General features: G+C 42.7%; 11 protein-coding genes. 10 read left to right on the plus strand and 1 reads right to left on the minus strand.

Annotation, left to right across the window (positions count from 1 at the left end):
- Positions 1-180: 180 nt before the first annotated feature.
- From BCOA_RS26455 to BCOA_RS26470, 4 genes are all read left to right on the plus strand, one after another.
- Positions 181-924 (plus strand): MurR/RpiR family transcriptional regulator, encoded by a 744-nt coding sequence (locus BCOA_RS26455; protein ID WP_014097078.1) that lies wholly within the window; start codon positions 181-183, stop codon positions 922-924.
- Between the two features lie 154 nt (positions 925-1,078).
- Positions 1,079-2,686 carry a PTS transporter subunit EIIC gene (locus BCOA_RS26460; RefSeq protein ID WP_014097079.1) on the plus strand — a complete coding sequence of 536 codons (1,608 nt, stop codon included), beginning with the start codon at positions 1,079-1,081 and terminating at the stop codon, positions 2,684-2,686.
- A 22-nt stretch (positions 2,687-2,708) separates the two neighbouring features.
- Positions 2,709-4,034, plus strand: coding sequence for a 6-phospho-alpha-glucosidase (locus BCOA_RS26465; RefSeq protein WP_014097080.1), 1,326 nt, complete (start codon positions 2,709-2,711; stop codon positions 4,032-4,034).
- Positions 4,035-4,586: 552 nt separating this feature from the next.
- Positions 4,587-5,075 (plus strand): PTS sugar transporter subunit IIA, encoded by a 489-nt coding sequence (locus tag BCOA_RS26470; RefSeq protein ID WP_014097081.1) that lies wholly within the window; start codon positions 4,587-4,589, stop codon positions 5,073-5,075.
- A gap of 169 nt (positions 5,076-5,244) precedes the next feature.
- On the opposite strand, the gene BCOA_RS26475 is transcribed toward BCOA_RS26470, so the two are convergent.
- A complete protein-coding gene (locus BCOA_RS26475; protein WP_014097082.1) occupies positions 5,245-5,718 on the minus strand; it encodes a glutathione peroxidase in 474 nt (157 codons plus the stop codon).
- A gap of 389 nt (positions 5,719-6,107) precedes the next feature.
- Here BCOA_RS26475 and BCOA_RS26480 point away from each other — a divergent pair, with 389 nt between their 5' ends.
- The 6 genes from BCOA_RS26480 to BCOA_RS26505 all read left to right on the plus strand — a co-directional run bounded on the left by BCOA_RS26480 (position 6,108) and on the right by BCOA_RS26505 (position 14,853).
- A complete protein-coding gene (locus BCOA_RS26480) occupies positions 6,108-6,752 on the plus strand; it encodes a LysE family transporter (RefSeq protein ID WP_014097083.1) in 645 nt (214 codons plus the stop codon).
- Between the two features lie 152 nt (positions 6,753-6,904).
- Positions 6,905-7,102, plus strand: a complete 198-nt coding sequence (locus BCOA_RS26485; protein ID WP_013860490.1) for a hypothetical protein — start codon at positions 6,905-6,907, stop codon at positions 7,100-7,102.
- 335 nt (positions 7,103-7,437) lie between these two features.
- Positions 7,438-7,806, plus strand: coding sequence for an N-6 DNA methylase (locus tag BCOA_RS26490; protein WP_029142625.1), 369 nt, complete (start codon positions 7,438-7,440; stop codon positions 7,804-7,806).
- A gap of 244 nt (positions 7,807-8,050) precedes the next feature.
- Complete coding sequence (locus BCOA_RS26495) at positions 8,051-10,615, plus strand: type I restriction-modification system subunit M (protein WP_014097084.1); 2,565 nt, start codon at positions 8,051-8,053, stop codon at positions 10,613-10,615.
- Complete coding sequence (locus BCOA_RS34415) at positions 10,612-11,754, plus strand: restriction endonuclease subunit S (protein WP_373897140.1); 1,143 nt, start codon at positions 10,612-10,614, stop codon at positions 11,752-11,754. The genes BCOA_RS26495 and BCOA_RS34415 overlap by 4 nt, the downstream gene beginning before the upstream one ends.
- A 15-nt stretch (positions 11,755-11,769) precedes the next feature.
- A complete protein-coding gene (locus BCOA_RS26505; RefSeq protein ID WP_014097086.1) occupies positions 11,770-14,853 on the plus strand; it encodes a type I restriction endonuclease subunit R, EcoR124 family in 3,084 nt (1,027 codons plus the stop codon).
- Positions 14,854-14,862 lie beyond the last annotated feature (9 nt).

Consider the following 14,862-nt stretch of genomic DNA (forward strand, 5'->3'; position numbering starts at 1 on the left):
GTAAAATCCAGCACCACCGGACAGGAGATTGCAAAATGGCAGTCTCCTGTTTTTACATAAAAAGAAAATGCCGCGTTAAAGCGGCATTGGAGCGGGCCAAGTCCGCCGGGGCCGGCCGTTTTCTATCATTTTTCAAACCGGGTATAATAGAAGTAATAAACATACGGGCGTGAGGGAAATATGGCCGATATTCAGAAAATGATCCAAGGGAAAAAACTGACTGAATTGGATGAGCAAATTTTAAAGTATATTGTTGAAAACATTGATCATGTGCTGCAGATGGGAGTGCGGGAGATTGCAAGGGAAAACTATACTTCTCCCGCGACCGTGATCCGGTTATCGAAAAAGCTGGGGTATAAAGGATTCGTGGACATGTACTACCAGCTGCTGCCGCTCATTAAAAAAGTGGAGCTTGAACAGGACGGCCCGTCAGCATTTGAACAGGGGCAGCCGGCTTTACAGTACAATTCAAAAGAAAGTATCGGACAATTTATCGAAAATGTACTGCATTTAAATGAGAAATTCATTTTCATCTATGCCACCGGTTTTTCCTCCATTATCGCGGAGTATATGTACAAAAAACTGCTGGTGCTGGGGAAAAAGGCAATTTTTGCGACGGGGACGGATTCGATCGGGGTGTTTGAAAATAACCTTGATGATGTCGGGGCGCTGATTGTCATCTCAAAATCGGGCGAAACGAAACAAGTGATCGACAAACTATTTTTGGCAAAGGAACACGGGATTTTTACCGTCTCTTTTACAAAAGAAACAGAAAACACAGCGGCCGGGTTGTCCGATTTGAACTTTAAAATAACAGACCAGTATAAACTCGACGACCGGAATATGCTGCCGAATCTCTTCTTCCCGAATGTCTTGATCCTGTTTGAATATATTATCAAGGAATATTTTCAACGGATAAAATAGCAAAGGACATTGTATCCCGCCAATAGGCCTGGATCCGTGAAACGTGTTTCAATATGTGAAACGCGTTTTTTCATGCCCGTAAACTATCGACAGTCTAAAATGAAAGGACTAAACTACTCAATGTAAACCAAGTTCACATTCGGAGGTGGAGCAGGTGAAGGCAAAAGTGATGGATGCCATGCAGCGGTTTTCCAAAGCCATGTTTATCCCTATTTTGATTTTGCCGATTGCCGGTATTTTAATTGCACTCGGGAATGTCTTTACCAATCAGAAGTTAATTGAAAGCGTTCCCGTTTTAAATAACCCAGTTTTTACAGGATTTGGCACCATTTTATCAGGTTCCCTTGTCCCTATACTGGGAAACCTCGGGCTCATCTTCTGCGTCGGGATCACGCTCGGGTTAGCAAAAAAAGAAAAAGCGACTGCGGCTTTTACAGCAGTGTTAAGTTACCTCGTATTTGTCAATGCGATGAACAAATTTATGCAGCTCAAGGGACTGCTGGTTGACGGGAAGGCACTTGCGGGCGGCGGCAGCGGCCAAACGCTCGTTTTAGGCGTCCAGATCCTAGATATGGGGGTTTTTCTCGGCATTATTCTTGGCCTCGTCACCGTTTATATCCATAACAAATTCATTGACACCGAATTTAAAGGCGCCATGCAGATTTACGGAGGTTCAAGGTTTGTCTTTATCTTGTTAATCCCAACCGTTATTTTGTTATCGGTTTCACTTACGTATATCTGGCCGTTTGTGCAGGACGGCATCAATGCACTCGGGACTTTGATTCATAAGAGCGGAAATTTCGGGCTGTTTTTATACGGGTCCCTGGAAAGATTGCTTATTCCGACCGGCTTGCATCATCTGGTTTACACGCCATTTTTATATACGTCTTTGGGCGGCACCGCGGAAATCGGCGGCCATGTTTATCAGGGGGCAAGAAATATTTACTATGCGGAACTCGCCAACCCTGGTTCGCACCTTCTCGATAAAAGCGTCATTTGGGATGCCCGCGGGATATCCAAGATGTTCGGCCTGCTCGGCGCATGCCTTGCCATGTACCACACCGCAAAACCGGAAAACAAGGCAAAAGCGAAAGCGATTTTAATTCCGGCTGCGGTGACTTCGCTGATTGCCGGCGTAACTGAACCGATTGAGTTCTCGTTTATGTTTGTCGCGCCGCTTCTGTTCGTCGTCCATGCCGGGTTAAGCGGTTTAAGCATGGTTGTCCTCAATCTCCTGAACGTGCGCGCCATTGGCCCGAACGGCATGATTGACTTCCTGCTGTACAACCTGCCGCTCGGTGTCGGCAGAACGAGGTGGCCGTTATATATTCTCACAGGCCTTGTCTTCTTTGCCATCTACTATGTGGTCTTCCGGTTCTTAATTGTAAAATTCAATTTTAAAACGATCGGCCGTGAAGACGAGGGCCAGGAAACAAAACTGTATTCCAAAAAAGACTACAACGAGAAAAAAGGAAGCGCCAAAAAACAAGCCGGCGCAGCAGTTGAAGATGGCGGCATAGCAAGCGTGATTGTCAATGCGCTCGGCGGACCCGGCAATATCGACACGGTTACCAATTGTTATACAAGGCTCAGGTTGACGCTTAAAAATCCGGATTTAGTGGATGAAGGGGTGCTGAAAAATGCGACCGGCGCAAGCGGCGTCATGAAGAAAGACCATAATGTCCATGTCGTATACGGATTGCAAGTAACAAGCGTGCGGAAAGCGGTGGACCAGTATTTAGGCCGGAATAACGAAGAATAACAAACAGGAAGGAATGAAGAAAATGAAAAAATTTTCAGTTGTCATTGCAGGCGGAGGCAGCACATATACACCGGGGATTGTCACGATGCTCTTGGATCATTTGGACCAATTTCCGATCCGAAAATTGAAATTGTACGACAATGATGAAGAAAGGCAGCGCGTGATCGGAGAAGCATTAGAGATTGTATTAAGGGAAAATGCGCCGGAAATTGAATATACTTTTACAACCGATCCCGAAGAAGCTTTTACAGACGTCGATTTCTGTTTTGCCCATATTCGTACGGGGAAATATAAAATGCGGGAACTGGATGAAAAAATCCCGTTAAAACACGGGGTGGTCGGGCAGGAAACATGCGGGCCCGGCGGAATTGCTTACGGCATGCGCAGCATTGGGGATATGATTGAACTGATTGACATCATGGAAAAATATTCCCCGGAATGCTGGATGTTGAACTACTCCAACCCGGCCGCCATTGTCGCTGAAGCGTGCCGTATGCTCCGCCCGCAAGCCAAAGTATTAAATATTTGCGATATGCCGGTCGGGACTTTGCGGAGAATGTCGCAAATCATTGGCAAACAGCCGAAAGATTTGGATGTGCGCTATTTCGGGCTGAACCATTTCGGCTGGTGGACGAGTATTAAAGATAAAGAAGGCCATGAATATTTGCCGGAGATCCGCGATTATGTCGCGAAACATGGTTATTTGACCCAGGTTGAAGTGGATACCCAGCATATGGACCAAAGCTGGCAGGAAACGCACAAAAAAGCGAAAGATCTTTTGGCGGTCGATCCGAGATTTTTGCCGAATACGTACTTGAAATATTACTTTTACCCGGATTATGTGGTGGAACATTCCGATATCCATTACACGAGGGCAAACGAAGTCATCGACGGACGGGAAAAAGAGGTGTTCTCCGCTGCTCAAAGAATCGTTGAAAAAGGGACCGCTGAAAATGAATCTTTTTCTGCCGGCAGCCATGCAACATTTATCGTCGATCTTGCCCGTGCGATTGCCTACAATACGCATGAAAGAATGGTCATGATTGTGGAAAATAACGGCGCAATCGCAAACTTTGATGATGATGCGATGGTGGAAGTCCCGTGCATTGTCGGCACGGACGGCCCGGAACCGCTGTGCCAGGGCAGAATCCCGGAATTTGAACGGGCGCTGATGTACCAGCAGGTCACCGTGGAAAAATTGGTCGTGCAGGCTTATGTCGAAGGCAGCTATCAAAAATTGTGGCAGGCGCTGACCCTTTCAAAAACCGTGCCAAGCGCAAAAGTCGCAAAAGCATTGCTGGATGATTTAATCGAAGCCAACAAGGAATACTGGCCGGAATTGCACTAACAGCCGCGTAGGTTTATGCGGCAGGCAGCTGCCAAACATCGTAGCATCGCTGGCCCTTTTAAAAAAGAACCAGATTCGGAATACCAGCCGGGGATGGAATAATGAGTTGTATAAGCTTATATGGCAGGCGCTGTCAAACAATTGTGGGACAGCGAAAGCCTCTCCTTTTAAACGAACCGGGTACTTGAGGCAACCAAAATACTGCCGGGAATGAATAAAGGGCCGTGAAACATATACATTTAAGGCGGCTGTCAAGCGGGACGGCAGGCGTTGGTTTTCTCAAAAACGGTCCGGAGTGCGAAGGTTGAATGAGGTATACCGGCCGGGATTGAAATAATGGAAGGGGCGAAAAGGAATGCGAGCTTTTCGCCTTTTTCATGAAGCGTGGAAGCTCGAGGATTGGTGCTAACTGGTTAAAAAACCCCCGGAACAAGGCAAATGATTTCAAACAGCAGCTCATTTTCATACGGGTATTCCGGGTGATGCAGGACCACCATTTTTTTCCTTGTTATGTTAAAGTAAGGGTATTCAAAAAATACGGGAGGGAAGCATATGTTTAAACTTTTTTCAAAAAAAGCTGTAGTGGAAGAACTTGTTGCGCCAATGAGCGGGAAGGTTGTTCAAATAGAAGATGTGCCGGATGAGGTGTTCAGCCGGAAGATGATCGGGGATGGCATTGCGATAGAACCGGATGAAGGCGTTGTGGTCTCACCGGTGGACGGGGAAATTGTCCAGTTCTTCCCAACGAAGCATGCGGTTGGGCTAGAGACAAAGAGCGGCTTGGAAATATTGATTCATATCGGCATGGAGACTGTTGCTTTGAACGGGGAAGGGTTCGAAGGCTTTGTTCAACAGGGGGATCGTGTAAAAGCAGGTGATAAACTGGTCACCTTTAACCTCGAACAAATCAGGGAACGTGCGGAAAGCATCATCTCCCCTGTCGTCGTCACCAATTTTGATGCCGTGGACACGTTAAGCAAAACAGCTGAAACATCGGTAAAACGTGGCAAATCGGTTTTATTGACGGTGAAAATGAAATAGTTTTCCTGCAGATGGAAAATGGGGAGACACACGCCCATCCAAATGCACGGATACATTTGGAACGATGTCTTCCCATTAAAAAGGATATATTCTTTACGCTATTTCAATGCATGGACAAAATCAGCGTAACGTTACGGGCGGGATGCCGAAACTTCCCGCTTTTTTATTGCTATACCTGCAGCAGTTCCTCGATCTTTTCCTCAAGGTCTTCCGGCTTTGTCCGCGAGCCGTAATAGCCAATGGCATGGCCGTGCCGGTCGACGAGAAATTTATTGAAATTCCATGTGATTTTCTTCTCGCCTGTCTGCTCGAGCAATTCGGCAAACAGCGGGTTCATTTCTTTCCCCTTCATTTTGCTTTTTTTAAACAACGGGAATGTTACGCCATAGTTGGCTTGGCAAAATGCTGCAATTTTTTCGCTTTCGTCAAACTCCTGTTTCATGAAACTGTCGCTCGGAAAGCCAAGCACGGCAAACCCCTTGTCTTTGTACTTTTCGTAAAGGTGCTCAAGCCCCTCATACTGGGGTGTAAATCCGCATTTGCTTGCCGTATTGACAATAAGCAGCACCTGGTTTTTATATTTGGCCAAAGACTCTTTCTCTTCTCCAGTAAGCCGTTCAAAAGAATAGTCGTAAATGGACATCATCAGTCTCCTTTTCCCCGGAAATTTTATTTCTTGTCATTATCGTAAAGAGAATATGGATACATGTCAAATGATGGGCTGGTGATATCACGGCCGGTTTTGTCGCTCTGTTGTTTGGGCGATATCAAAATGGGTTCCAACACCAACTGTTCAAGGTGTGAAAGTAAATGAGTGGAGTAGGAAAAAATTGCAAAAAATGATTTATTTCAGACTGGATAAATATTAAAATAGGTGTATGAAGATACACACTCATATTTTTTAAGGGGGGGATGATGGTGCCCGTTTTTTGATCAACAGTAAATGAAGATGCCATTTTAACAAACAGCGGGTTGGCAGTATTAGCTGTCAGAGACAGATGGAGTTTTAATTGCAGGGAGAAAAGTGAGCACATGAATATTTTTAGCTACATTGTTTTAGGGCTTTCCCTCTCAGTGCCAGTTGGCCCCATTACGATTGAAATGGTTAAGAGGGGGATCAAGAAAGGCTTTTTGCATTCCTGGTTTGTCGGCTTGGGCGGGATGTCCGCCGATGTTGTTTTAATGTTTTTGATTTATTTCGGTGTATCTACATATTTAACTACACCAGTTGCGAAGCTGATGATGTGGATTTTCGGGTGTATCATTCTTGTATACTTAGGCTATGAGAGCATTAGAGATGCTTTTAGAGAAATCACCATACCAGAGGAGAAAAAGAAAGGAAATTTGCTGCAATCTTTTCTGTCAGGCTTTTTGATTGCGATCTCTAATCCACTGAATATTATATTTTGGATTGGCATTTATGGGTCGGTTTTAACCACAATTTTAAATACGGTAAATTCGGGAAAAGCTTTACTTTACAGCAGCGCGATTTTTATTGGGATAGCTGCCTGGGATATAACGGTAGCTTCTTCCGTTCACTTTGGAAGAAAATTTGTTCATCAGCGTTTTTTAAAATGGCTGTCTGTCATTGCCGGGATTGCCTTAATTGGATTTGGCATACATTTCGGGTATCAAGCCGTGAAAAGTTTGTATTTAGTAGGCATCGGCCACGAATAACCAGGTGGTTTAGGATGCTACATGAAGTCATCGCGCTTACGGCCATACAAAAGGCTTTTTTCTTTTTTAGAAAAAAGTAGCCGCTTCCGCAATGCCTGCTTTCGCATATTTGCTTTTTCAATTCCCATACTAGAGGTGAAGGAGGGATGAATATGCCAAAACGGAAGCACGATGCCGAACAAAAGAACAAAGAAGGCTTTGACTCAGCCAAAACCGATTCCGAGTATTCAAGGGAATTGCAGCAGCTGGGCGATGGGGCAGGCAGCGCGGCAGCCAACCGCATGCACAAAGAAAAAGCAAAAAAGATGAAATCCTCCAAAAACCAGGGAGAATGGAAAGGCATGCATTGAAAACGGGTCTTCACTCTTTAAGAGTGAGGGCTTTTTTGCGGTGGCGGGTCTTGCGTTACCTTGGTACATTTGTACATTGAAAGCAGTGACAAATTGGCAACGGGAATGCCTGAATCCAGTTTATGGAGCCAAATGACGCTTAATGGTTATGGATTAAAAAACGGCTACAAGAAAGTTTAAAGACGATCGAAGAAAAAATTCCTTTTTTGCAAAATGTATTCCAAGAGGTTCGAATTTCGGAGCAATTAGATGACGCTGCTTTGTACCAGTTTGCGACAGTTGTGAATTAGTATCCAAAACCAAATTCAGATGATTATGCCGAAATATTTGATGAATTGCTTGACCTGCTTGTCCACAGGTCAGGAAAGACAGGAGCGGAGATTATAACTCCTCGAGTTATCGCTAAACTGCTTCCATTACTGCTGAACATTCAGGAAGGCACAGTCTATGACGGAAGCTTTGGAACCGGTCGCCTCTTGGCATATGCTTACCGCTATGCAAAAGAAAATGGTTGCAAAATAAAACTGGTTGGACAGGAAATAAACGCGAGGGCCAAATGGGTATTTCCGGTACAAATAAAAGACTTCATCGGTAATGGAATTAGGTGTCATTACAGCGCTGTAAGGGAGATCTTATGGAGGTGTAAGATGAAAACTTATGATGAACCAAGATTTTTCATTGGAGGAAATCCATTTTTGATATAATAGAAGCATATTAAGCTGTACTAATAAAAAGCACACAACAATCAGCTTGGAAGAAAAATGATGATCCACAGCTGGCATATTAATATGGATATACTAATAAGTTTGCACGTCATGTGAGGATTTTTTGCAATATATATCAACATGTTTCAAGAAAAATTGGATGAATCGATGGAATTTGATTTAGACTTAGACGTTGATACAGCCAATATGTGATTCGAGAAATATAACAAATGGGGGATACAACTTGATTACATCAGAAGAAATTAAACGTAGATTATGGGATGGGGCCAATGAACTACGTGGTTCAATGGATGCCAGCCGTTACAAAGATTATATGCTTGGATTAATGTTCTACAAGTTTTTGAGCGATAAGACATTGGAAACGTTCAAAGTGGCCAGTGGCATCGGGCAAATGTCTGAGTTGGAGCTGGTTGAAGCATACACAAAGGCAAAAGCAGAATACGGCGAAATGCTAGAGCAAATGATTCAAAACGTACTTGGTTATTATGTCTCTCCTGAGTATCTTTATCAGACTTGGATAAAAGATATCAATTCGGGTGATTTTGAAGTCCAAAAAGTAATAGATAGCTTGAATCACTTTGAGCGTACGATTGCCGTGTCTGGTGATTCGGATGACTTTCAAGGACTATTCTCAAGTTCAACGCTTGATTTAACGGATACGGCTTTAGGCAGCAATTTAAACGAACGGAGCAAAAATATTAAGGCACTAATCTTGCTTTTTGCAGACTTGAACATGGTAGCATTGCAAAAAGGCGATGTACTGGGTGATGCGTATGAGTACCTCATCGGACAGTTTGCGATGGAGTCAGGAAAGAAAGCAGGGGAATTCTACACGCCACGACAAGTCAGCGAAGTCATGGCACAAATTGTAGCGAGAACATCAGATATCAAGTCAATCTATGACCCGACTGTTGGTTCTGGTTCGCTACTTTTAACGGTTGGAAAGCACTTAGATGAAGATGCACAAAAGAATTTGAGCTATTACGGGCAAGAAAAGAACACAGCAACCTATAACCTAACCCGTATGAATTTATTGCTGCACGGTGTTCGGCCAGAAAAGATGACCATTAAAAATGGTGATACACTTTCCCAAGACTGGCCAGAAGATCCAGAACGCCCGAATGAAGGCGTGCAATTTGATGCAGTGGTGATGAATCCGCCATATTCAGCGAAGAATTGGAACAGATCAGGGTTAAAAGTTAGTGACCCTCGTTTTGAAGTTGCTGGGGTGTTGCCACCAGATTCTAAAGGGGATTTTGCTTTCCTATTACATGGATTATTCCACTTAGGACAAAACGGGACGATGGCGATTGTCTTGCCTCATGGGGTGCTGTTCCGTGGTTCAGCAGAAGGCGAGATTCGCAAACGATTGCTTCAAAAAAATTACATTGATGCCATTATCGGCTTGCCAAGTAATCTATTTACCAATACAGGGATTCCAGTCGTTGTCATCATCTTGAAGAAGAACCGAAAATTTGACGATCCTGTTTTAATCATTGACGCATCTCATAGCTTTATTAAAGTTGGAAAGCAAAATGTCCTGCAAGAAAAGGACATTGCAAAAATTGTGGATACATATGTTGAACGTAGAGAAGAGGAAGGGTACAGTCACCTAGCGACACGTGAGGAAATAATGGAAAATGAGTATAACATGAACATTCCTCGCTATATCCAGGCGAATGAAGAAGAAATTCCGCACGATGTGGATGCTCACCTACTCGGCGGGATTCCACAAAAGAACATTGACGATTTGAAGGTTTTACAGTCTACCGTGCCAGATGTTTTGAAACGATCCTTAAAAGAAATTCGTGAAGGATATGTCGAACTGTTAAAACCCGTTGAGGAAATTTCTAATGATGTATTGAGTGACGCTCGCATTGTTGAAATATCAAAAGAAATCGAAAGCAAAACAAAAAACTATATCGATAAATACTGGGACGTTTTACGAAATGTTGATAAAAGCAGTAGCTTGACGCAGTTAATGGACGACATGCTGGTTGAGATCAAGCAGATTCTTTCATCCTTCCAATATATTGATGTGTATGACGGCTACCAAATTGTAGCGGAGATATGGAAAAATACACTGGCACATGATGCGGAAATCATTAAATCAAGTGGTTTCTATACAGCTGGTCGCACGCGTGAGCCCAATATGGTAACGAAAGGATCCGGAAATAAAAAACGTGAAGAGCAAGACGGTTGGGTTGGCAGTATTGTACCAACTGAGTTGATTGCAAAAAATTTATACGGTGATGAACGAAAAGAAATTGAATCAAAGAAAGCCCGCATTCAGGAGATTGAAACAAAGCTATCTGAGTTGGTTGAGGCTGCGAAAGAGGAAGATAGCGACGAAGCCAATGCTCTAGGCGAGTGCTTGAATGAAGCAGGTGAGGCTTTTGAAAGCAAATCAATCAAGGCCGCGTTAAAAAAGGCAAGCAAGGAAACCGTTGAATATGACCTACTGAAAAAAGTTGAAAAATTATTTGCAGATAAATCAGCGCTTAACAAAGCCGTGAAAGCGGATGAAAAAGCACTCAAAGAATCCGTGCAAGAACGTATCTTGACTTTGACAAACGAAGAAATCGACAACCTGATGTATGAAAAATGGTTCGGCAATATGGTGGATGCTATAGTTGGTTTGGTATGGAAACCGATAAAAAAAGAGTTGGACACATTGCAAATGTTGCATGAACGTTATGCTGATACCTTGTCAGCAATTGATGAAGAAATTCAAGACTCAGAATCAGCACTTGAAGCCATGATGCGTGAATTGGTGGTGGAAGAATAATGGAACAAAAAAATTTAGTGCCAAAAAGGCGATTTAAGGAATTTCAAAATGCTCCGGCTTGGGAACAGCGTAAGTTGGGGAAAGTGGTAAAAACACATCAATTCAGACCATATTTAGCGGAGCCCAATGCTGAGGGAGACTTTGAAGTAATTCAACAAGGAGATAGGCCGGTTGCTGGATATACTAATGGAACACCTTTTGAAAATTATCGGGATGTAACGCTGTTTGGCGATCATACAGTATCGCTTTACAAACCGACTAAACCGTTCTTTATTGCGACTGATGGAGTAAAAATATTGAGTGCAGATGGTCTTGAGGGTGACTTTCTGTTTTCGTTACTAGAAAGATATAAACCTGAACCACAAGGCTATAAACGTCACTTCACAATACTTAAAAATCAAGGTGCTTGGATAACCAAGAACGTTGAAGAGCAAGTCAAAATTGGCGCATTCTTCAAGAACCTCGATCACCTTATCACCCTTCATCAGTGTAAGTTAGAAAAAATGAAAACATTAAAATCCGCTTATCTTTCTGAAATGTTTCCCGCTGAAGGTGAGCGTGTGCCAAAACGAAGATTTGCAGGATTTACGCAAGCTTGGGAACAGCGGAAGTTGGGGGATGTTGCGGAGTTTAATCCAAAAGAGGAGTTACCAGAAATATTTGAATATGTAGATTTGGAGTCTGTTGTAGGTACAGAACTGATCGCCCATAGAAAAGTTAGAAAGGAGAAGGCTCCATCAAGAGCACAGCGACTTGCACGAAAAGGTGATTTGTTTTATCAAACAGTTAGACCATATCAAAAAAATAACTATTTGTTTGAGAAACCTTGTAATAACTATGTTTTCTCAACGGGATATGCACAACTACGTCCATATGGTGATGGATATTTCTTGCTGAGTCTAGTACAAACCGAACAGTTTGTTAAAGCGGTTTTAGATAGATGTACTGGTACAAGTTATCCTGCAATCAATTCAAATGATCTGGCTAATATGGAAGTATACGTTCCTTCGAGAGGAGACGAACAAATACTAATTGGCCGGCTTTTTAAAAGTGTTGATCACCTCATCACCCTCCATCAACGTAAGCTCGAAAAACTACAAAACATCAAAGAAGCATACCTCAATGAGATGTTTGTATAAAGGGGGAGCGAAATTATGAGCAATACACCGAAGAGTGCGGCGGAGAAAACTTTTCAAGAGAATTTTGTCAAGGAACTGCAGAAATATAAATGGGAAGCACCCGAGTTCTTAAACGGCAATAAACAAAAAGTAACGGTTGCTGACTTGGTTTCGCACTGGCGTAGTGAACTCAACCGTATCAATGCTGACCAGCTTGAAGGCGTGGAATTAACCGATAATGAGTTCAAACAAGTGATGGCAAAGGTCAATCAAATCAGCAATAGCTATGAGGCTGCAAAGATTTTGGCTATTGAAGGATCAAAAGGTAAGATCGATGGCATCTACCGTGATGACAATCCGAAAATCACGAGAAAACAAATCACGTTGACGATTTTTAAAAAAGCTGAAGTACGTGGTGGGGACTCAAGCTATAGGATTGCGAGAGAAATACAGACCCCCAACAACAACCGTTTTGATATCGTCCTGCTGATCAACGGCTTGCCCTTAATCAATATCGAACAAAAACGCACGGACAAAACGTTGGACGAGGCATTTGGCCAGTTTATGCGCTACTACCGTGACGGTGAATACAGTCATAACTTTATGGCTTTTTCGCAAATGATGGTCATCACTTCTGAAATTGACACTCGATATTTCGCTACGCCCAAAACAATTGGAGATTTTAACCCGAGTTTCGTCTTTCATTGGGCAGATAAAGATAACCATGTAATAAACGATTGGAAAAAAGTAATTGAACAATTTTTGATGATTCCAATGGCACATCAGATGGTCGGAGATTATTTAGTCATTGATGAAGCGCGTGATGAGGAAAATAGGCGACATCTGTTAATGCGTCCCTATCAAGTTCATGCTCTGCAGGCGGTTGAAGGGGCTGCGTTTGGATGGGACAATGATGAAAAAATACCTCATGGCGGTTTTGTTTGGCACACGACTGGTTCAGGAAAAACAATCACAAGTTTCAAGACTGCTTTGTTTTTATCGACAAGAGCAGGATTTGATAAAGTCGTCTTCCTTGTTGATAGACGTGAGCTAGATAATCGTACCAGTGAAAACTTCAAAGCATATGCTGCCTACGAGCCGGTTTCTGTTGATGATACAAAACACACCTACCAGCTAAAAAAGAAACTGATGTCAGCAAAGAATGGCATTGTGGTCACAACAACATTCAAACTCAATGCTTTAGTGAAGGAACTAGAAGAAGCACACGATAATCGTTTAGCAGATAAGAAAATGGTCTTTATCATCGATGAAGCCCATCGTACGACAATGGGACAGATGATGGGAACGATAAAACGCTATTTCAAGAAAAATGGACTTTTCTTTGGCTTTACCGGCACCCCCTTATTTGATGAAAATAAGGTCAAAGGAAAGATCAATGAAAAAAGCGAAGTCATCAATACCACTGAAAAGTTATTTGGGCCGAAGTTACATCAATATACGATTGATGAGGCGATTGCCGATAAAAACGTATTAGGTTTTCACGTTGACTATATCAACACCGGAGAATTCAAAAGTTATGATGATTTAAGAGACCAGATCGCTGAACAAATGAAGGAAGAACATCCTGAATGGACAGACAGAGAAATCGAACGCCAAGTTCAAGAAATGTCAGAAGCGGACGTTGAAAAGCAAGCAAAAAAACGAGGGCTGCTTGTATACCAAGACGAAACGCATATTCCACGGGTAGTGGAAGAAATTCTGAATAACTGGGAATCCCAATCACAAGAAAGAGAATTTAATGCAATTTTGACGGTTGCCTATAAAGACCGTGTAATTGCTTATTATCATGAATTTAAAAAACAACTAAAAGAACGTGGGGAAAAGCTAAATGTTGCGATGACGTTTAGTTTTGGTAACGAAAATGATCCTAAGCCACTAGACCCTGAAATTGTCAAAGAGATGTTTCAGGACTACGCTGCTTTTACAGGTATTGAGTTTATAGCTGGTGATAAAAAACATGGTGAAGATGCCTATTTTGAAGACCTTGTAGAGCGCGCGACACGAGGCGGCAGTGGACGAAACCCGAAAAATATCGACCTCGTCATTGTGGCAGACCAACTGTTGACAGGTTATGATTCGAAACGTCTGAATACGCTTTATGTTGACCGTACCCTTGAACTTCAAGGTCTGATCCAAGCCTACTCACGCACCAATCGTGTCTTTGGTTCGAAAAAAGAATTTGGAACGATTATCAACTTCCAATACCCTCGAATGACTGAAGAAATGGTAAATCAAGCTTTGAAGCTGTATGGAAGCGGTGGGAAGAGCAGTAAGGCCATTGTGGATACTTACCAAACGGCTGTAAAGAAATTGGAAATCAAAGTATCTGAAATGATCCCGACTTTACCTGATCCTACTGAATGGCAAAAAATAGAACAGGATGAGAAGAAAAAGGAAGCCTTTATCCTTGCTTTTAAAGATGCTGCTGAGCAGTTAAATTTGGTAGAACAGTACTATGAATTTAAGTGGAATGATGACGCTTTTGGAATAGACGAGCACACTTGGCTGCAGTATGTCGGTGCTTATAAAAACTTAACAAGGAAGCCCGGAACCCCACCTGCGCCATCAACCGTTCATCCGCTTGCTGGGAAAACGAAATTGGCAGGAACACAAGTCATTGATGCAAACCATATTATAAAATTAATAGGTTCAAAAGTTACTTCACCGTACGGCGTGCAAACGGTGGATCGTGAAACCCTCCGCATTATTTACGAACAAATTCAAGAGTTAAGTAACATGGGGGACCATGAGCAAGCACAGCTATTAAGGGAATTTGTGGATACTGAGCTTGTGCCCGGTAACTTATCGAGCAGTTTAAACTTTGATGAGGCATTTGAAATTTGGAAAGCGGATAAACTGCGCGATACGGTCATTCAATTTTCTACGGAGTGGGGATTAGATAGTGAATTACTTACAAAAGCAGTGAATTCATATTCCACTTCAGAGCCTGATATTGTTCCTTTTATCAATGATCTCATTCGCAGTGTTGATTTCAACAAGGCAACCAATCAAACGGCTGGCAATTTGTTAAGACATAATATGATCCTCACGACTAAATTGCCACAATGGATTGCTGAGACGAAGCAAAAGTATAGTTAATGATGAACC

The organism is Heyndrickxia coagulans 36D1 (genome assembly GCF_000169195.2).
Lineage (GTDB): Bacteria > Bacillota > Bacilli > Bacillales > Bacillaceae_C > Weizmannia > Weizmannia faecalis.